This window comes from Candidatus Zixiibacteriota bacterium (genome assembly GCA_018820315.1).
GTDB lineage: Bacteria > Zixibacteria > MSB-5A5 > JAABVY01 > JAHJOQ01 > JAHJOQ01.
Genome location: JAHJOQ010000110.1, coordinates 23,624 through 42,696 on the forward strand (window position 1 = coordinate 23,624; position 19,073 = coordinate 42,696).

Below are 19,073 nucleotides of genomic sequence, written 5' to 3' on the forward strand. Positions count from 1 at the left end.
AATTGCTATCAGGTATGCAGCATGGTCTCGACAATAGATCGTCTCGCTGACAAGTACTTCCCGTTTGCGCGGAAATTGCGCCGTCAACTCCATCAACACCCTGAGACTGCATTTGAAGAGCGAGAAACCTCGAAGTTACTTCAGGATCACCTCGCCCCTCTTGGACTACTGATAACAAGAAAGGTGGCGTCAACCGGATTCACAGCGCTCCTCAAGGGTGACCCAAACGGCAAAGTCGCAGCGCTTCGTGCCGATATGGATGCGTTGCCGGTGAATGAAGAGACTGGCTTGCCGTACAGGTCGAAGACCAAAGGCAAGATGCACGCCTGTGGCCATGATGCGCACATGAGCATCGCAGTCGGTACAGCATACATCCTCTCCGATATCAGATCTGACCTCAAAGGTTCGGTCAAATTCATATTTCAACCGGCAGAGGAGACGCCGCCGGGAGGCGCGATTGCCATGATCGAAGAAGGAGTACTCAGATCGCCGGATGTGGATGCGATCTTCGGGCTCCACGTTGACCCTGACATACCGGTCGGCAAGATCGGAATCCGCGACGGTGTCATGATGGCCGGAGTGGTCGATTTCGACCTGACAGTCAAAGGCAAGGGTGGACATGCCGCTCGTCCTGATAAATGTATTGACGCTATTGTAGTTGCGGCAAATGTTGTTACGCAGCTTCAGAACATAGTATCCCGCCGGACCGATCCCCTGGAACCGGTTGTGCTGACATTCGGTAAGATAAGCGGGGGGAGTGCGCGCAATGTGATCGCCGGTGAAGTCACTCTCAGTGGGACTATGAGGTCTCTGTCAAATAAGACGATGGCCCGGATGAAGAAACTGATCGAAAATACCTGCAAACATGTAACGAAAGCATCGAACGCCGGCTTCGAAATAGACTATTTCACAAGCTATCCGCCTCTGATCAACGACGAATCCGTAAATCGATATTATCGCAATGCCGCGCAAGAGCTGTATGGCAAGCGATCAGTCGTTGAGATCGCTTCTCCCCTGATGGCATCGGAAGATTTTGCGCGATTTCTTGAGCACATACCGGGCGCCATGATGCGGCTTGGTGTCAGAAACAGCAAGACCGATGCGATCTATCCGTGGCATCACAACCGGTTCAATATCGACGAAGATGCTATTGGGATAGGCATGGCAGTTTGTTCCAAGGCCATATATGACTTTCTTGAAAGCTGAACTGTGAGATTGACTGTACGCACATCCATTCTTACCGCCGCTCTATTGATAGGCGCAATATGTGCGACTGTCACCGCTCAGAACCGCAAAGGCTATTTCCCGGAAGACTGGGTTACATATACACAGACAAGGTACGTGACATCCGTCGCAAAGGGATGGGACGATATCTACTTCGGCACAACACACGGCATCATTCGTTACAACAGCCTCGAAGAGAAGTGGAGAGATCCTATGACCGCTTCCAGCGGACTCCCCTCGGATGAAATATGGCGGCTGGCTGTCAATCGGGACGACGATGTAATCTACGCAGAAACTTCGCTCGGTGTTTATAGTTATAGCCCTACTTTTCAAGAGTGGACAAGCGAGTACGATTTTCCTGCTGAGCTCGATGACGGCAGTGGAATGAGACGGCTCAGCTTCGAGGCGTACCATTTCGATCTCGGGTATCATCTCTCCTATTCTTCAGACAACGTATACCTCACCGATCCTGATTTGAGAGACTACCAGATACTCGATGCCGCGGAAGATCGATGGGATCATGTTTGGGTTGCAACATACGGTCACGGGGTTGCCGACATCAATCTTGCGAACAATCTTGTGACAATGATCCCATTTGGAGTTTTCCAGGAGGATGTTAACGTCATCTATCTGGACGGCAGCAAAGTCTGGTTTGGAGGAAAGCAGGGATTGGCGAGCGAGAATGCCATCACAATGTGGGACAGGCAGAATGACACATGGCAGTACTTTGAAGCTCGCTTCAATGGCTGGATATCGTCGGATGAAGTGAATGCTATCACCGGCAATGGTCAGGCAGTATACTTCGGTACCGATTACGGACTCGTGAAATATTACCGAAAGAGCGGGAAATTCCGCAGTTTCACTTCAGCTCTCGGGTTAAGGTCGAACGCTGTATACTCTCTTTTCGCAGAGGATAGCCTTTTGTTCGTGGGTGGCAACGGAACTATCGATGTACTCCTAACTCCACAAGATTCGATTTTCCCGCTCACATCGTCCGCCGATGGATTTGGCAAAATTCTGGCAATGGCACATATCGGCGGGGACTTCTGGATCGGCACCGAGTACGGACTTCACCGCCTTGACGGAAGAACCTTCAAGTGGGGAAGGTTCAACATCCCCAGCGGTCACCTCGGAGGGGCGGTGTGGCAGATCATTGAGGGTACGAATGGAGAGATCTGGTTTGCCGGCATCGACGGCGTTGTCCATCTTGACAGCAACCTGACTGAAATCGAGTCTTTCCTGACCAGAACGGACCTCAATGAACAAATGCCACACAGAATCGCACTGGCCGGTGACATCCTTTGGATAGGCACCGACAACGGTGTACTCAAATATGACAGGGTTCGCAAAACCTGGAAGGACTATGCCACTTACGACGGCTTGATCGATAATTATGTGAACGACATGGTACTTGAGAATGACCATATCTGGTTTGCCACACCCAGGGGGGCGACCAGATTCTACTGGAATAACCCGCTTCGGGTCCGTGAAGACTGATTCAGACACGGCGCTGCTTATGTACGCTAATCTTTGTTTGACAAATCACTATATGATGTCTAATTTGACTACGCCCGAACAATGCGTGGTGAGCAACCTCATAATCAGTACGGGGATTTTCGGTGGACCCAATCCTTAAACATTTCGGTGTCAAAGTACTCGCGGTCGTGCTCGCATTTCTTCTCTGGGTGCATGTTGTCACGAATATGACGTACGACCACAGGGTGGAACTTCCGCTGGAGATCATCGACATTCCGGAAGGGATGATGCTTGTATCCAATGTTGACAAGAATTGCGACGTGATGATTCGCGGAACGGGCAAACAACTGATCCGGTTCTTGATCGACGCTGATGACGCAAAAATCACTGCCGCAGGATACGGTGAAGGGTTGTACGTCATCGACATAACTCCCGAGGGACTTATATGCGACAACAAGGGAGCCACAGAGATAATCGAAGTCATTTCCCCGAAGAAAGTCAGGCTCAGAATCGAGGAACGGCTTGAGCAGTGGGTCAGTGTAAGCCCTAATGTCGAAGTAACTTCGGCTCTCGGCTATCAGAAAGATGGGGAACTCAAAGTCACACCGGACACAGTGCTCGTGAGTGGACCGAAGCGCGTGGTCCGAAAGATGCAGAATGTCAAGACCGAGGAGCTTACATTCACCGACATAAAGGAGCCGTTCCGCGATCATGTCAGACTGACCTTCCCCGATTCGTCATATCTGACTCTTTCAGATTCGTCAGTCCTGATCGAGCAGAATATCATTCAGCTTATGGAGCGAACATTCTCCGACATACCGATCGGTGTCAGAAACAAAGTGCCCGACTCCACATACACCATAGTACCCACATCTGTTTCCGTGACCGTCATGGCGCTGCCCGCGGTTCTCGATTCACTTTCTGCCGGGCAATTCGCGGCATCCATAGATGTTGCAGGAGTGCCGCCAGGTAGTACATTTGTCTCTCCGATCATCACCTTTCCGAATGGACTGCATCTTATAGACGTTAAGCCGAAGGAGATTCGTGTCGAGGTTCCTAGGGAATGATCGTTCTCGGCATCGAGACTTCCTGCGACGAGACTTCGTGCGCTCTCATCGATGAACGCTTCCGAATCTTCTCCAATGCTATTTACTCCCAGCTTGAGCATGAGAAATATGGCGGGATAGTCCCGGAAGTCGCGTCACGTCAGCAAATAAAGAAAATCTATCCGATCTACAGAGAATGTCTGAAGTCGGCGGGCTTGGCAATCGACGATATCGATGCGATCGCGGTTACCTGCGGTCCCGGGTTGATCGGATCACTGCTCGTGGGGGTCAACTTTGCTAAGGGTGTGGCGTATGCTACTAAGAAGAAGATCATCGGTATCAACCATCTTGAAGGACATCTCTGCTCTAGTTTCCTCGAGCATGATGATCTCAAGCCACCCTTCATCTCTCTGATTATCTCCGGCGGACACACGCTGCTGATTCACGTTAAGGATTACTGTGAGTACGAAATCCTTGGGCAGACGCGAGATGATGCCGCAGGTGAGGCGTATGATAAGGTCGCAAAGCTTCTCGGGCTTGGGTATCCAGGCGGGCGCAAGATCGACGAACTGGCGCGTAGCGGGAATCCGAAGTTTCACAAGTTCCCCAGAGCCACTGTCAGAAAAGATCCGCTGGCGTTCTCGTTTTCGGGACTCAAGACAGCAGTAGTTCTCTTTGTGCGCGATAAGACGACCGAATTCATCGCCGAGAATCTGAATCACATCTGTGCGTCGTTTCAGGAAGCTGTAGTCGATATGCTGGCTACGAGATGCCTTCGAGCGCTCGATGATCTCAAGCTCGACAAACTGGTTATCGGCGGCGGTGTGGCTGCAAACAGGCGATTGAGAGAGTTTTTCGGCGACGCAGCGAAACAACGTGGATTCAAGCTCTACTACCCGTCGTTGGAGCTATGCACCGACAACGGAGCGATGATCGCAGCAGCTGGATTGATAAGGCTGCAGCGGGGAGAATCATCGGATCTCACACTTGATGCTTCCGCACAATTGCCGCTCGTTTAAACGCAGTGCGGCGCTAAGTCTTCCGATTCAAACTTGGAACTTTCATTATCCGTCGATTGTTAATACAGTAGACGCCAACAGCCAAGACCAGGTTTTCGCTAAACAGCGATGGGGAACTGCAGAAGATTAGAGCAACTAATCTCTTGACAAATGCTTGGTCTGTAGTTTATTGGGCGTGCTCTTTCTTGTTAGATTTCAGTTGCCAAAATCCGCAGCGATCTCATCAGGAACTTCTTGGAAGAATTGATATGATCAGGCGAACTCTGATTGGACTCATGATTGCAATGGTCTTTCTTGCGGGAAACGCGAGGGCCGACAAGATTCTCATCCCAATGGATGACTCTCAGACCGATCATCTGAAGGCATACGGCGTAGCTTATTGGTGTCTGCAGCAGGGCATGAAAGTCGAATGGTTGCTGAACTTCCGAGCTGGCTCGTTTCTCGCCGATGCACGCGGCAATATCGAAAACATCTGTCTGCTTCGTGGTGTGGATTATGAAGTAGTATCACAAGATCAGGTCAGCCAGATTGAGGCAATTATCGACTCGGAGAATATGGAAATTGTGGAGCTTGAAAAAGTTCCGAACGTTGCGGTCTATACTCCGCCGAACAAAGAACCGTGGGACGACGCAGTGACTCTTGCACTCACATACGCCGAGATTCCATACGAAACCGTCTGGGATGAGGATGTGCTCGCCGGCAAGCTGGTCGAATACGATTGGCTGCATCTGCATCACGAGGATTTCACGGGACAATATGGCAAATTTTATGCGATGTATCACTCTGCAACGTGGTATCAGCAGGAGGTCGCAGTCAACGAAATGACCGCTCGCAAGCTCGGCTTCTCAAAGGTGCCCGACTTGAAGCTGGCCGTAGCCCGGACGATCAGAGATTACATCTCTCGTGGCGGGTTCCTTTTCGCAATGTGCTCAGCTCCCGAGACTCTCGACATGGGACTCGCTGCCTGGAATACCGACATTGTGCCGCAGGAATACGATGGCGACCCTTATGATCCTAACTGTAAAGAGAAGCTCGATTACGATCAATGTCTCTGTTTCGAGAATTTCACTCCGTCGCTCAACGCACTGGAGTACCGCCATTCGGACATCGACACTTACCCTGAGAGGCGGGCATACATCCCGGGTGCTAACGCCGATTACTTCTCGTTGTTCGATTTCTCCGCAAAACTCGATCCGGTTCCGACCATGCTCGTGCAGTGCCATGTAGGCACAATGAATGGATTCATGGGGCAGTCGACGGCTATGCGAAAGTCGCTTCTGAAAAAATTTGTTACAGTGCTTGCGGAGGTAGAAGGAAAGGACGAAGCCCGATATGTGCATGGCAACTTTGGGAAAGGTACGTTTACATTTCTTTCCGGTCACGATCCGGAAGACTACCAGCACATGATAGGTGATCCGCCTACCGATCTGAGTTTGTACAAAAACTCACCCGGGTACCGTTTGATTCTTAATAACATTCTCTTTCCTGCGGCGAGACAGAAAGAAAGGAAGACTTGAACTTAGCCTGATAAAGGTATTTTATTACTGACAAGATTGTTGATATGACATATATTGAGTTCGCCTTTAGTGGGGCTGGCTCCCAAGTGAGGTTGGATTCAGCAAAAAGCTTAAAATCAGACATTAAGGAGTTTCATTTTGTTTGGGCCAAACCTAGCATTAATAGCATCTAGCCACGAGAAAGATGGTCCGGTCGCTAAGCATCTTCAAAATCTGGGATTACAGATTCGTTTTGCTAATCTGAAGATGGGCGACTTCCTGATATCAGGGACTACTGCGGTCGAGCGAAAAGATGCTGATGCGTTTATTCAGTCAATCGAAGACAAGTCGATATTCAGACAACTGATTGACTTCAAGAGAGAATTCTCAAATCCGCTCTATATCATAGAAGGCTGCGATCTATATAAGAGCAAGCTGGTGAACGCGACTAAGATTCGATCTGCGATCTCGTATGTAACGATTCTCAATCATGTTCCCATCATATTCACGCAGGATCCAAAGGATTCGGCGGAGTATATCTATATGATATCGAGACAGGCGGACCATGGACTCACGTTCAATCCGATTGAAGAAAAAAAGAAACAGAAGTTCTCAGAGGACAAAGAGGCACAGCTTTCTGTCGTCGAGCATCTGCCTGACATAGGCACCGCCATTGCAATGGCCATGCTCAAGCAGTTCAAATCGCTGAAGCAACTGTTTAACGCAACGAAAGAAGATCTGGTTTCTGTAGACGGAATCGGGGACAAGAGAGCAGAAAAGATACTGAAGTTTATTGCTAAGAAATACGAGTAGCGCCACTCCGGTTCGTATAACTAAGCCAAATACCTGCAAACAGTCCAACTCTCGGATGAATCAATTCGATACTTGATACGACAGTGATCTTGAATCAGATACTGAGAGTGCGAGTCGCGTTCTGAATTCCCGATGATCTCCAGAATTCAAGAGTTGCTCAAAATAGCTCACCCTCGATCCCCAGTGCACGCAGGAACTGCGATCCTACGATTGCCGCGAGAATTGGTACATCTGAGAAGCATGGAGATCATCCGGAAGCACTCTATTCCGATGGGAATTTTCCTGAATCTGAGATCAAAGTATAGGAAGAAAGATTGTGGCACAATGATTTGCAGAATATACTTGACAAGGCCGCATTTGTTTATTTTATGTACGCGATATTGATGCGGAGGCTGTTGAGAATTTAATTGTGAAGTTTGTCACAAAAATCGTATGACGGCTGAAGGCTTGTGATATGCAACTCGAGAACTACGGAACAGTCGGAATATTCCTCTTAGTCTCCGTCGGCTTTGTCCTGATGACATTTATCATTGCCAGGATCTTTCGACCGCAGCGACCCACCCCAAGTCAATTGCAGGCATATGAATGCGGCGAGCCGACCATCGGGCCGTCATGGGTACAGTACAACGTCCGCTACTATATTTTTGCACTGCTTTTTGTGATTTTCGATGTTGAAGTCGTCTTTCTGATCCCGTGGGCGGTCGTATACAAGCAGCTCGGACTCTTCGCATTGATCGAGATGCTGATATTCCTTTTTATTCTGATCTTCGGTCTCGTGTATGCCTGGAAGAAGGAGGTATTGAAATGGGTGTAGCATCCAAGCTGCCGGTATATTTTGAGCAGGTCCCCGGAGGGGGAATCATTACAACGAAACTCGAGCAGGTTCTCGATTGGAGCCGGGCATCATCGCTCTGGTATATGCTGTTCGGGCTCGCCTGCTGCGCTATAGAAATGATGTGCGCGGGAGCATCGCGCTATGATTTCGACAGGCTTGGAATGATATTCCGCGCATCGCCGAGGCAATCGGACCTCATGTTCGTCGCGGGTACTGTGACACACAAGATGGCGCCACGTGTGAAGCTGCTCTACGACCAGATGTCATCGCCGAAGTACGTGATCGCTATGGGCGGATGCGCAACTCGTGGTGGTCCCTTCTATTACGACTCATATTCAGTTCTGAAGGGCGTTGATTTGATAATTCCGGTTGATGTATACATCCCAGGGTGCCCTCCGAGGCCTGAATCGCTGATGGAAGGCTGCCTGAAACTGATGGAAAAGGTTAAGAAGGAAAAGATGGCCGACTGGAGCAGAGATGTCCGACCAGAGTGATATGGTCAAATCACTGATTGCGGCCTTTCCCGGTAAAGTCATCGCGCTTGAGCTTGCTCCGGAGCAGGCTGCCGTCCTCGTGGGAGCATCTGCAGTGCGGGACTTCTTCCGACATCTGAAAAGTGATGACAAACTCAGGTTCGACTATCTATCCTCTCTTTCGGGAGTCGATGCCGGCGAGCATCTTGAAGTAGTCTATCACATATTTTCGACTGTTACAAAAGCAAAACTGACTGTGAAGGTTCAACTCCCGACCGAGAACGCCGAGATCCACTCGATCTGCGACATCTATCGCGCTACTGATTGGTACGAGCGGGAGATTCGTGAGCTTTACGGTATAGAAGTGTTGAATCATCCCGACATGCGCCCGCTGCTGCTGCCAGAAGATTGGGATCAGGGGCCTCCAATGCGCAAGGGGTGGACCGGCAGAGATTTCATTGTAAAACCTGAGTAATCTTTAGATAGGGCATCTTTGATTAGGTATGGACGAAGAGATTAGATCAGACCAATTAATCAGTAAATCCACTGACTCAGGTTTTGCGACTGAAGAGTTCATGGTCAATATGGGTCCGCAGCACCCATCGACTCACGGCGTATGCCGCTTGCTACTTACAATGGACGGCGAGGTGGTCAAAGACTGCCAGCCGCACGTCGGCTACCTCCATCGCGCGATTGAGAAGATCTCTGAAAACCGCACTTATGCTCAGATAATTCCACTCACCGACAGATTCGAATATCTCACGTCGATGGCCTGCAACTGGGTTTTCTGTCTCGGTGTCGAGCGTATCTCGCAGATGGAAGTGCCCGAGCGCGCCGAGTATATACGGGTCATCATGGTGGAATTGAACAGAATCGCGTCGCATCTGGTGTGGCTTGGGACATTCGGTCTTGATCTGGGTGCAATCACGCCATTCCTATATTGTCTGCGCGAACGCGAGCTGATAATGGATCTCTTCGAGATGACATGCGGGCAGAGATTGCTCTACAACTACATTCGCGTCGGTGGAGTATCGAGAGACCTTCCCGTCGGATTCGAGAAGAAATGTAAAGAGTTTGTCGGATATTTCATGCCGCTCGTGGACGATTACGAGGCTCTTCTGACGAATAACCCGATCTTCCTTACGCGCACCAAGAATATCGGTATTCTTCCGGTCGATATGGCGCTCAATTATGCCGTATCGGGGCCGGTGCTGCGCGGCAGCGGACTGAAGTGGGATCTTCGAAAAGACGATCCGTACGGCTACTACCACAAATTTGATTTCGAAATCCCAACCGGTACAGTCGGCGACACCTGGGATAGATATATCGTGCGCATCAATGAGATGAGACAGTCTGCGCTGATCGTAAAGCAAGCCATTGAAGGCCTGCCGGAAGGCGAATTCCGCGCAAAGGTGAAGCCATCATTCAAACCGCCTGCCGGTGAGTGCTACACTCGAATCGAAGCGGCTCGTGGTGAAATGGGTGCTTACATCGTCAGCGATGGCACGGCAAAGCCTACACGACTGCGACTCCGTGGGTCATCCTATAATCACATTATGGTTCTGCCGGAGATTGTCAAAGGGCTCAAGATCGCTGATCTGGTCGCAATATTTGCATCGTTTGATGCCATTATGCCGGAGGTTGATCGCTAATGGAGCTTTGCGGCATTTTCAGTTGGGTCGGCGACTTACTCCGCGAGATCGGGCTTTCGGGAACACCATTCTTAATCGTTTCCAATGTCATGGTCGCAGCAGCTCTCCTCGGCATTCTCTCACTGATGGCGCTGTTCCTTGTGTGGTGGGAGCGAAAAGTCTCCGCGCACATACAGGATCGTCTTGGACCGATGCGTGTAGGGTACCACGGCGCGCTGCAGACGCTCGCCGATGGTCTTAAACTGCTCCAAAAAGAAGATATCACGCCTTCAGGTGCAGATCGAGGAGTCTTTTTCTGGGCGCCGGTCATCACGTTTGTAGCCTGCTTCATGGCGTATGTCACGATTCCGTGGGGCGAAGGATTGATCCCGGCCGATCTCAATATCGGTATTCTCTACATCATCGCGATTACGACCTTCACAGTCATCAGTCTACTGATGGCAGGATGGGGATCGAACAATAAATGGGCACTGCTGGGCGGCATGCGCTCCGCGGCGCAGGTGATTTCTTATGAAGTCCCGCTGACCGTCGCCATCCTCGGTGTGATCGTTCTTGCAGAGTCGCTTTCGATGCAAAAAATCGTGACGGCGCAGGATGGTGTGCTGAACTGGTTCATCTGGAGGCAGCCGCTTGGATTTGTGATCTATATCATTGCTGCGACTGCCGAAGTCAATCGCACTCCATTTGATCTGCCGGAAGCGGAGCAGGAATTGGTAGCCGGGTTTAATGTCGAATATTCCGGAATGAAATTCGCCATGTTCTTCCTGGCGGAGTTTTTGAATATGTTCACCGTTGCGGCTATAGCAACGACGCTGTTCCTCGGAGGCTGGAACGGTCCGATTCTGCCGTCATGGCTATGGTTCCTCGGCAAGACGCTGGTTATCGTCTTTGTCTTGATGTGGTTCAGATGGACTTACCCGCGACTGAGAGTCGATCATCTTATGGAATTCGCGTGGAAGTGGCTTCTGCCGCTGGCATTCCTGAACTTGATTCTGACTGGAATCGGCCACTACCTGTGGGAGACGCTTTTCGGATAGGAATATGGGTAACTTTAGAAGTCTCATAGATGGTGTCTACAATTTGCTCTTAGGCCTTGGCGTGACCGCCAGGCGGTTGCCAAAGCCGGCTGTAACGCTTCAGTACCCCAAAGAGCGTTGGGAGATGCCGGAGCGATCGCGCGGTATAGTGGTCCTTCTCTCCGACAAGGAGACTGGCGAACTCAACTGCACAGGATGCTTGCTCTGTGAGAAAGCTTGTCCTACGGGCGCGATTACCATCGAGCGCGAGAAGAATGAGCAGAAAAAGTGGTACGCCAGAAGCTTCACGGTAGACAATACCATTTGTTGTTTCTGTGGTCTCTGCGAAGAGGCATGCAATTTCGCGGCGATCAAAATGGCGACAATGTATGAGTTCTCTGTTTACAATCAAAGCGAACTGATTTACGATATAAACAGGCTGCAGGAACTCGGAAGAGACGTGCCGTATACGCCCAGGCCAAAGAAGAAACCGGCTGCGAAGGTAACTGAGGGTGGAGAGGCTGACAAAGCAGGAGAAGCCGAACCGGAGGCAGAAGAGTAGTCATGCTATCTGAAACTGCGTCATTGGTGTTCTGGGTAATCGCCTTCGTGACAATCATGTCGGCCATACTCGTGGTGAGTCTACGGAATATTTTTCACTCTGCCCTATTCCTGGTGCTGTGCCTCTTTGCTGTCGCCGGAATATTCATTCTTTGTGAGGCGGAGTTCCTCGCCGGTGTTCAGGTGCTGATCTATGCCGGCGGAATAGCTGTCTTGATGATTTTCGCAGTTATGCTTACTACACAAATGACCAATTATAGCATCAGTCAACAGAATGAGCAGAGGCCTCTGAGCGCTCTCGTGGCATTCTGTTTCCTTCTGATTGCCGTCGGTTCGATACTTAAGACTCTATCTGTACCGGGCGGTTTCCCGCTGGCAAGCCACCCGGAAATCGAAGGAAGTACAACGCATACTATTGGACAGCTGCTTCTGAGAGACTTCGTGCTGCCGTTCGAGCTCGTATCAGTGGTGCTGCTGGTCGCCTTGATCGGAGCGGTTGTGCTTGCGAAAAAGGATGGTGAATAGATGCAGGTCGGTTTAATACACTTTCTGGCGCTCGGCGCAGTCCTGTTCTCGATCGGAATTTATGGCGCGCTGACCCGTCGCAACGCCATCGGTGTGCTGATGTCAATTGAGCTGATGTTCAATGCGGTCAATATTAACTTCGTCGCATTCGCCAAGTTTGTCAGCCCGGTTGCTATAACCGGCCAGGTATTCACAGTGTTCGTAATCGCTATCGCCGCCGCCGAGGCCACTGTCGGCCTGGCGATTGTGCTCGTTATATACAGGAATTTCAAGGAGATTTTCGTCGATCGCATCAATCTGATGAAATGGTAACAATATGCTTGAGTATTCGTGGATAATACCGGTACTTCCGGTGCTCTCATTCGTACTGATCATCTTCTTCACGCGATGGAATGAGAAACTGTCGTCCGGTATTTCAATCGGCGCAATTCTGATCGGACTAGCGCACTCGATTGCGATTCTGACCAAGGTGCTGGCGAATCCAGAGCCGTTCGAGATGTCGTTCAAGTGGATCGTTCTTTCGAATTTCAATCTCGAAATCGGAATACTGATCGACCCGCTAACATCGGTTATGCTGATCGTCGTCTGTACTGTTTCATCTCTCGTTCAGATATATTCACTCGGTTACATGCACGGCGATCCCAGATTCTCGCGATATTTTTCATTCCTGTCGCTGTTCACATTTTCGATGCTTGGTCTTGTTCTCGCAAACAACTTCGCGATGATATTCATCTTCTGGGAACTGGTCGGCTTGACATCATACTTGCTCATCGGGTTCTTCTACGAAAAGAAATCGGCAGCCGATGCCGGGAAGAAAGCGTTTATAACGACGCGTATTGGCGATCTTGGGTTCATTGTCGGAATACTGATGTTGGTGACCTATGCCGGAACGCTAAACTATGGCGAAGTATTTGAACTTGTAGAGAATGGCCATATTCCCGCCGGCATATTAGCCGCCGCCGGAATATTCATCTTCTGCGGAGCCATTGGCAAATCGGCGCAATTCCCGCTCCATGTATGGCTGCCGGATGCTATGGAAGGTCCGACACCCGTGTCGGCATTGATCCACGCAGCGACAATGGTCGCGGCCGGTGTCTACCTCGTGGCGCGATGCATCACGATTTTTGCAGCATCGGAATCGGCTGCGATGGTCGTCGCGACAATCGGTGCAATCACCGCATTCATGGCGGCTACTATTGGACTTGTGCAGAACGATATCAAGAGAGTCCTGGCTTATTCGACAGTGTCACAACTCGGATACATGATCATGGCGATCGGCCTTGGGTCGATGACCGCAGGGATTTTCCACTTGATGACTCACGCGTTCTTCAAGGCTCTTCTCTTCCTCGGTGCAGGTAGCGTCATTCACGCTGCGCACACGCAGGACATTCGTGAGATGGGCGGGCTTTCCAACAAGATGAAGATCACGTCGGTGACGTTCATCATCGGATCGCTATCGCTCGCAGGAATCTTTCCGTTGTCAGGTTTCTGGTCGAAGGATGAGATCCTTGCGTCCGCGCACGGTTACCCGATATTCATGGTAGTCGCGCTTGCAGTGGCGTTTATGACCGCATTCTACATGACACGGCTCTGTTTCATGACCTTCTTCGGCAAGCCGCGAGTGCAGGAGCACTACGATCATGCGCATGAATCGCCGAAGTCGATGACGTATCCGCTGATGATTCTGGCTTTCCTCGCGATATTTGCCGGCTGGGTCGGAATGCCGTGGCTGCCCAAGGGATTCGGAAGTTTTGTTTATCATCACCACCCACATCATGGTCATGCGGACTATCTGCTGATGATTATTTCGACTCTCGTTGCAGGTTCCGGAATTGTGTTCGGATATCTTATGTACGGCAAGAAAGTCATATCGGCTGATAAGATGGCCGAGCGATTCAAACCGATCTACAATCTTCTCTTGAACAAATATTACTTTGATGAAATATATAACGCGGTCATCATCAAGCCGATCCTCGCATTCTGCAGGTTCTTATGGTCATTTGACAACGCAGTCATTGATGGATTAGTGAACCTGACGGCTAAGTTTACTCTGCTATTGTCAACAGCGCACAACATTTTCGACAAATATGTTGTCGACGGGCTGGTCAACGGCTCCGGATACACGATCTGGGGTATCGGTTCTGCGATAAGACAGGCTCAGACCGGCAGAGTGCAGAATTATGCAATCGTAATATTTGCAGGGCTGGTGGTAGCCCTGATCATAATGCTGAATGTACTTTAGTTAGATATAGAAGGAGTTCTCGATGGATATACCGATTCTCAGTTTGATGATATTTATTCCGCTGCTAGGAATGATCGTCGTCCTCTTCCTTAAACAGTCGCAGATGCAGGTTATTCGGTACACTTCGGCGTTTTTCTCGTTCATCCCGCTCCTGCTCTCATTTCTGATGCTTGCAAACTACGACTGGACGACGTCGAAGCTGCAGTTCATCGAACTGCATTCATGGATTCCATCGCTGAGCGTCAACTACCATCTCGGTGCCGATGGGTTGTCGGTTCCGATGCTGTTCTTGACCGCACTTCTGAGCTTCATCTCAATCGTCGCATCATTCGGAATCGCGAATCGTGTGAAAGAGTACTTCGCATTCTTTCTGCTTCTTGAAGTGGGAATGATGGGAGTTTTCGCAGCTCTCGATTTCTTCCTGTTCTACGTTTTCTGGGAGATTATGCTGGTTCCGATGTACTTCCTGATCGGAATCTGGGGTGGGCCGAGAAAGATATACGCGGCAATCAAGTTCTTCCTGTATACGCTGTTTGGCTCGATTTTCATGCTTGTCGGAATACTGCTTCTGTATTTCAATACTGCGCCACACACTCTGTCCATCATGGAGCTAATTAGAGTAGGACCAAGTCTGGGGCACGACCTTCAGATCATGATCTGGGCATTCTTCTTCATCGCATTCGCTATCAAGGTGCCGGTCTTCCCATTCCACACGTGGTTACCTGACGCGCATGTCGAAGCTCCGACGGCTGTGTCGGTGATTCTGGCCGGTGTGTTGCTTAAGATGGGAACCTACGGTATTCTGAGGATTTCGTACCCGATGCTCCCGTTCGGAACCAACTACTTCTCACTCATGCTGGCAGTTCTCGGCGTGATCGGCATCATATATGGTGCACTTGTATCAATGGCTCAGACGGACCTGAAGAAGCTCGTGGCATATTCATCCGTGTCTCACATGGGCTACTGCCTGCTCGGAATGTCGGTCTTCTTCATCTCAGTCGACGGTAAGCCGTTCATCATCGGTCTTTCGGGCTGCGTGTTCCAAATGTTCTCGCACGGTCTGATCACAGGCGCGCTGTTCCTTCTGGTCGGCGCTCTCTACGATCGCGCTCACACTCGCGAGATCGCAGCTTTCGGCGGGCTCTGGACGAAAATGCCGGTTTACGGTTCTATAATGACATTCTTCGCGATGGCATCACTCGGACTTCCGGGACTCTCCGGTTTCGTATCGGAATTCCTGGTGTTTATCGGCGGATTCGCTAAATATCCGGTACTCACGGGCATTGCGGTGATCGGCGTAGTACTGACAGCAGGATACATACTCAGGATGGTTCAGCGCATGTTCCTCGGGCAGTTCAATGTGAAGTGGGAACACCTTACTGAGATGAATGCCAGAGAGATATTCACCGTAACGCCGCTTATCATACTGACTCTTGCAATCGGTATATATCCGAAACCGCTCGCCAATCTGATGGCAGCGACGCTGGAAAACATTGTAATGCTGGTGGGGAGATAGATGCTGCCTGATTTCTCATTGTTGATGCCGGAGCTATTCCTCTTCTGTTGGGCGATTTTGCTCTTCGTTCTGGATCTCTTTTTCCTTAAGGGAAGAAAGGACATTCTGGCGTATGTCGCACTGGCAGGGCTTGCGATCACAATAGTCATCGCGTGCATGACGCCGCCCGGAAGAACATTTGGACGGACTTTCATCTCTGATGGGTTCACCTTCTTCTTCAATATCATCTTCCTTGCATCGACAATGATAGCAGTCGCCAGCTCCGGACAGTTCTCTGAAAAACTGAAATATCACCGAGGCGAATATTACGGCCTGATACTGATGTCGACCGTAGGCATGATGTTCATCGCGTCTGCCGGTGAAATGATCTCTCTCTACGTTGCGCTGGAATTGACTACTATCACGCTGTTCATTCTGGCTGCTTACCGCAAGACCAGAATTGAGTCATCAGAAGCCGGATTGAAGTACCTGATTCTCGGCGCCATCTCTTCGGCCATTCTTCTGTACGGAATGAGCATGATCTACGGCGCTACCGGCACCACCGATCTCGGTGCAATGCGGGCTCTGATGGCTGCCAAACTCAATCAGGGAATCATAAAGGTGGCGTGGGATGTGCACGTTCTCGGCATGGTCATCATGATCGCCGGACTCGCGTTCAAACTTGCTGTCGTTCCGTTTCATATGTGGGCTCCGGATGTCTACGAGGGTGCTCCTACTCCGATAACATCCTATCTGTCGGTTGCCTCGAAGGCAGCAGGCCTTGCAGCAATGATCAGGATACTGATCGGCGCATTCAGGATCGATGCACTGATGGAGGACTGGGGGTTAGTGATTGCAGTGCTTGCCGCGTTGGCGATGATTGTGGGTAACATAACCGCAGTCTTGCAGACAAACATAAAGAGAATGCTCGCATATTCTTCCATCGCTCAGGCAGGGTATATCTTGATTGGGCTGGTGGCTATGTCTCGGTTCTTCGGCACCGGAGGTGACCGTCCATGGGAACTCGGCATATCATCCCTCTCTTTCTATATGTTCGGTTACATGTTTGCGAATATGGGAGCATTTGCGGTCGCAATCGCCTTCTCTCACCAGCATGATTCAGACCAGATCAAGGACTATGCCGGGTTGGCAAAGAGATCACCGCTGCTTGCTGCGGCGATGTCGGTATTCCTATTGTCGCTGGCAGGGATTCCTCCCCTGGTCGGATTTATGGCCAAGTATTACGTGTTCGCATCCGCTATTGCAGCGGGCGGATATCTCTGGCTGGTCTTCATCGGTGTGCTCACCTCCGTCATTGCGCTGTTCTACTATGCCTACATAATCAAGCAGATGTATTTTGAAGAAGCTGCCGAATCTGCGGTCAAGGTGAGGGTGGCTCCTATGCTTGCCGCGACGATAGCCCTGACTTTCATCGGCACGATAGCGATCGGCATCTATCCGCAGCCGTTCGTTTCGCTCGCCGAAAAGGCTGTAGCGGTATTTGGCGGTTGATCGCAAATTCCTTGACACGCTGACGCGATTTTCGTATTAAAGCGAAGACCTATATGTCTTTTAGAAGATCTATAACAGGGTTGATCAGGAACCGGTTCATTTCCGGCCTACTGGTAATTGTACCGCTAGTCATTAGTTATCAGGTACTCAGCTTCCTTCTTGCCAAGCTGGACGGATTGCTGAGTCCGTTCTTTACAAGGTATCTCGGATACGAAGTTCCCGGGCTCGGAATTGTAGTCACGCTTCTGCTCATTCTGCTGGCAGGATTCATCGCACACAGTGTCATCGGTGGCAGACTCATTCGGACGTGGGAGCGTCTGGTCGAGAAAGTACCTCTGGTCAGGACGGTCTACATCCCTGCGAAGCAGCTCCTTGAGACTATCACACCTAAGTCCCAATCATCTTTCAAGAGGGTTGCATTGGTAGAGTACCCTCGAAAAGACGTTTGGGTAATTGGATTTTTGGCGAACGATGTCGATCTAACTAGTGGAGGAATCGAGGGCGAGTATCGCGCGGTTTTCGTTGCATCGACACCCACGCCCTTCACCGGTTTTATGGCGATGATCCCAAAGGACGACATTCATCCGATTGATATGCCCGTCGAGGAAGCCATCAAGTTCCTGGTTTCCGGCGGCGTCGCCTGCCCCAAGTCCTGGCTACCTGCCCTCGAACCTAATGAGCGGGAGGCTAGCGACTGATGAAGCTCTCCAGACTACTTGAGCCTGAATTGGTCAGAGTCGACCTTAAAGCATCCTCAAAAACAGAAGCAATCGTAGAACTGTTTGACCTTGTCCTCGCCAAGTATGATGGCATCGATCGTGAATCTGTTCTTAACTCGATCTTCGAGAGAGAGGAAATCGAAAACACATCGTACGGTCGAGGATTCTCATTTCCACATGCACGTACCGCCGAAGTCGATCGGATGTACGTATCCATGGGAATTTCGAAGAATGGTCTCGAAGATGAGACAATTGATGGCGAGCCGCTCAAGATCATCTGTCTAATGCTCACGCCGCGTAACATCTCAAAATTCTATCTACAGACACTTTCGGCTCTCGCTACTCTGGCAAGGGATCCGGAAAATAGAGCAGCACTGCTTCAAGCTAAATCGCCGCAGAACGTCATCGACCTCATCGCGTCATCCGGAATTGAGCTGAAAAAGGAACTTGTGGTTAAGGATGTAATGGGTGAGGAGCCAGTCACTGTCACACCGGATAGAACTCTCAAGGAAGTGGCAAACCTGCTCTTCAAACACCGCATATCGGGTCTGCCTGTCGTAGATTATGAAGGTCATGTGATCGGGGAGATCACCAACCGTGATCTGATTCGAGCAGCCATGCCCGACTACCGGTCGCTGATCACCAATCTCGCCCTCACCTATGAGGCAGAACCGTTCGAAAACCTCCTCAAACAGGAGGACAAGATCACGGTCGGCGAACTGATGACCTCGAATGTCTATGCGGTCGAAGAAGACGCTTCTGTCACCGAGGTCGCTGCCATGATGCTGTTCAAGGACCTGTATCGCGTCCCGGTCGTTCGAGACCAGAAAATCGTGGGCTTGGTTGTCATCTCCGACATGGTGGCTAAGATCATCCGAGGCTAGCCCGCACCACAATCGACGTATTCCCTGAGATCAAATCACTCAGATGCAGGTTGGAGTCTAGCTCTTGCGCATGATGCATCAAAGC

General features: G+C 50.4%; 19 protein-coding genes. All 19 read left to right on the forward strand.

From position 1 onward, the window contains the following. Nucleotides 1–21 precede the first annotated feature (21 nt). Nucleotides 22–1,206 carry an amidohydrolase gene (locus KKH67_10865; GenBank protein MBU1319678.1) on the forward strand — a complete coding sequence of 395 codons (1,185 nt, stop codon included), beginning with the start codon at nt 22–24 and terminating at the stop codon, nt 1,204–1,206. Between the two features lie 3 nt (nt 1,207–1,209). Beyond that, entirely contained in the window at nt 1,210–2,721 is a 1,512-nt protein-coding gene (locus KKH67_10870) for a hypothetical protein (protein ID MBU1319679.1), read from the forward strand. A gap of 122 nt (nt 2,722–2,843) precedes the next feature. Beyond that, the gene (locus KKH67_10875) at nt 2,844–3,767 is read left to right on the forward strand and encodes a hypothetical protein (protein ID MBU1319680.1); all 924 of its coding nucleotides are present in this window, start codon (nt 2,844–2,846) and stop codon (nt 3,765–3,767) included. Further along, complete coding sequence (gene tsaD, locus KKH67_10880) at nt 3,764–4,765, forward strand: tRNA (adenosine(37)-N6)-threonylcarbamoyltransferase complex transferase subunit TsaD (protein ID MBU1319681.1); 1,002 nt, start codon at nt 3,764–3,766, stop codon at nt 4,763–4,765. Before KKH67_10875 ends, tsaD begins: the two co-directional genes overlap by 4 nt. 275 nt (nt 4,766–5,040) lie before the next feature. Beyond that, nucleotides 5,041–6,282, forward strand: coding sequence for an asparagine synthetase B (locus tag KKH67_10885; GenBank protein MBU1319682.1), 1,242 nt, complete (start codon nt 5,041–5,043; stop codon nt 6,280–6,282). Between the two features lie 138 nt (nt 6,283–6,420). Then, complete coding sequence (locus tag KKH67_10890) at nt 6,421–7,074, forward strand: hypothetical protein (protein MBU1319683.1); 654 nt, start codon at nt 6,421–6,423, stop codon at nt 7,072–7,074. A 454-nt stretch (nt 7,075–7,528) separates the two neighbouring features. Further along, on the forward strand, nt 7,529–7,888 hold the full coding sequence (locus KKH67_10895; protein ID MBU1319684.1) for an NADH-quinone oxidoreductase subunit A: 360 nt from the start codon (nt 7,529–7,531) through the stop codon (nt 7,886–7,888). Next, nucleotides 7,879–8,403 carry an NADH-quinone oxidoreductase subunit B gene (locus KKH67_10900; protein ID MBU1319685.1) on the forward strand — a complete coding sequence of 175 codons (525 nt, stop codon included), beginning with the start codon at nt 7,879–7,881 and terminating at the stop codon, nt 8,401–8,403. The genes KKH67_10895 and KKH67_10900 overlap by 10 nt, the downstream gene beginning before the upstream one ends. Continuing rightward, nucleotides 8,387–8,857 carry an NADH-quinone oxidoreductase subunit C gene (locus tag KKH67_10905; protein ID MBU1319686.1) on the forward strand — a complete coding sequence of 157 codons (471 nt, stop codon included), beginning with the start codon at nt 8,387–8,389 and terminating at the stop codon, nt 8,855–8,857. Before KKH67_10900 ends, KKH67_10905 begins: the two co-directional genes overlap by 17 nt. Before the next feature lie 28 nt (nt 8,858–8,885). Beyond that, on the forward strand, nt 8,886–10,034 hold the full coding sequence (locus tag KKH67_10910) for an NADH-quinone oxidoreductase subunit D (GenBank protein ID MBU1319687.1): 1,149 nt from the start codon (nt 8,886–8,888) through the stop codon (nt 10,032–10,034). Then, nucleotides 10,034–11,071, forward strand: coding sequence for an NADH-quinone oxidoreductase subunit NuoH (gene nuoH / locus KKH67_10915; GenBank protein MBU1319688.1), 1,038 nt, complete (start codon nt 10,034–10,036; stop codon nt 11,069–11,071). Before KKH67_10910 ends, nuoH begins: the two co-directional genes overlap by 1 nt. A gap of 4 nt (nt 11,072–11,075) precedes the next feature. Next, entirely contained in the window at nt 11,076–11,612 is a 537-nt protein-coding gene (locus tag KKH67_10920; protein MBU1319689.1) for an NADH-quinone oxidoreductase subunit I, read from the forward strand. A 2-nt stretch (nt 11,613–11,614) separates the two neighbouring features. Continuing rightward, nucleotides 11,615–12,136: an NADH-quinone oxidoreductase subunit J gene (locus tag KKH67_10925; GenBank protein MBU1319690.1), complete on the forward strand. Its 522-nt coding sequence runs from the start codon at nt 11,615–11,617 to the stop codon at nt 12,134–12,136. Next, nucleotides 12,137–12,448: an NADH-quinone oxidoreductase subunit NuoK gene (gene nuoK / locus KKH67_10930; GenBank protein ID MBU1319691.1), complete on the forward strand. Its 312-nt coding sequence runs from the start codon at nt 12,137–12,139 to the stop codon at nt 12,446–12,448. It begins immediately after the preceding gene. 4 nt (nt 12,449–12,452) lie between these two features. Beyond that, complete coding sequence (gene nuoL, locus KKH67_10935) at nt 12,453–14,378, forward strand: NADH-quinone oxidoreductase subunit L (protein ID MBU1319692.1); 1,926 nt, start codon at nt 12,453–12,455, stop codon at nt 14,376–14,378. A 22-nt stretch (nt 14,379–14,400) separates the two neighbouring features. Next, entirely contained in the window at nt 14,401–15,894 is a 1,494-nt protein-coding gene (locus tag KKH67_10940; protein MBU1319693.1) for an NADH-quinone oxidoreductase subunit M, read from the forward strand. Next, nucleotides 15,895–17,385 (forward strand): NADH-quinone oxidoreductase subunit N, encoded by a 1,491-nt coding sequence (locus KKH67_10945; GenBank protein MBU1319694.1) that lies wholly within the window; start codon nt 15,895–15,897, stop codon nt 17,383–17,385. 53 nt (nt 17,386–17,438) lie between these two features. Beyond that, nucleotides 17,439–18,083 carry a DUF502 domain-containing protein gene (locus KKH67_10950; GenBank protein ID MBU1319695.1) on the forward strand — a complete coding sequence of 215 codons (645 nt, stop codon included), beginning with the start codon at nt 17,439–17,441 and terminating at the stop codon, nt 18,081–18,083. Next, complete coding sequence (locus KKH67_10955; protein MBU1319696.1) at nt 18,083–18,988, forward strand: PTS sugar transporter subunit IIA; 906 nt, start codon at nt 18,083–18,085, stop codon at nt 18,986–18,988. The genes KKH67_10950 and KKH67_10955 overlap by 1 nt, the downstream gene beginning before the upstream one ends. Nucleotides 18,989–19,073: the final 85 nt, after the last annotated feature.

Bases quoted from the DNA above. Each gene is read 5' to 3' on its own strand.
- KKH67_10950 (MBU1319695.1), top strand. From the start codon at position 17,439: ATGTCTTTTAGAAGATCTATAACAGGGTTGATCAGGAACCGGTTCATT.
- KKH67_10920 (MBU1319689.1), top strand. From the start codon at position 11,076: ATGGGTAACTTTAGAAGTCTCATAGATGGTGTCTACAATTTGCTCTTA.
- tsaD (MBU1319681.1), top strand. From the start codon at position 3,764: ATGATCGTTCTCGGCATCGAGACTTCCTGCGACGAGACTTCGTGCGCT.
- KKH67_10925 (MBU1319690.1), top strand. From the start codon at position 11,615: ATGCTATCTGAAACTGCGTCATTGGTGTTCTGGGTAATCGCCTTCGTG.
- KKH67_10955 (MBU1319696.1), top strand. From the start codon at position 18,083: ATGAAGCTCTCCAGACTACTTGAGCCTGAATTGGTCAGAGTCGACCTT.
- KKH67_10885 (MBU1319682.1), top strand. From the start codon at position 5,041: ATGATTGCAATGGTCTTTCTTGCGGGAAACGCGAGGGCCGACAAGATT.
- KKH67_10900 (MBU1319685.1), top strand. From the start codon at position 7,879: ATGGGTGTAGCATCCAAGCTGCCGGTATATTTTGAGCAGGTCCCCGGA.
- KKH67_10905 (MBU1319686.1), top strand. From the start codon at position 8,387: ATGTCCGACCAGAGTGATATGGTCAAATCACTGATTGCGGCCTTTCCC.
- nuoK (MBU1319691.1), top strand. From the start codon at position 12,137: ATGCAGGTCGGTTTAATACACTTTCTGGCGCTCGGCGCAGTCCTGTTC.
- KKH67_10910 (MBU1319687.1), top strand. From the start codon at position 8,886: ATGGACGAAGAGATTAGATCAGACCAATTAATCAGTAAATCCACTGAC.
- KKH67_10895 (MBU1319684.1), top strand. From the start codon at position 7,529: ATGCAACTCGAGAACTACGGAACAGTCGGAATATTCCTCTTAGTCTCC.
- KKH67_10945 (MBU1319694.1), top strand. From the start codon at position 15,895: ATGCTGCCTGATTTCTCATTGTTGATGCCGGAGCTATTCCTCTTCTGT.
- nuoH (MBU1319688.1), top strand. From the start codon at position 10,034: ATGGAGCTTTGCGGCATTTTCAGTTGGGTCGGCGACTTACTCCGCGAG.
- KKH67_10940 (MBU1319693.1), top strand. From the start codon at position 14,401: ATGGATATACCGATTCTCAGTTTGATGATATTTATTCCGCTGCTAGGA.
- nuoL (MBU1319692.1), top strand. From the start codon at position 12,453: ATGCTTGAGTATTCGTGGATAATACCGGTACTTCCGGTGCTCTCATTC.
- KKH67_10865 (MBU1319678.1), top strand. From the start codon at position 22: ATGGTCTCGACAATAGATCGTCTCGCTGACAAGTACTTCCCGTTTGCG.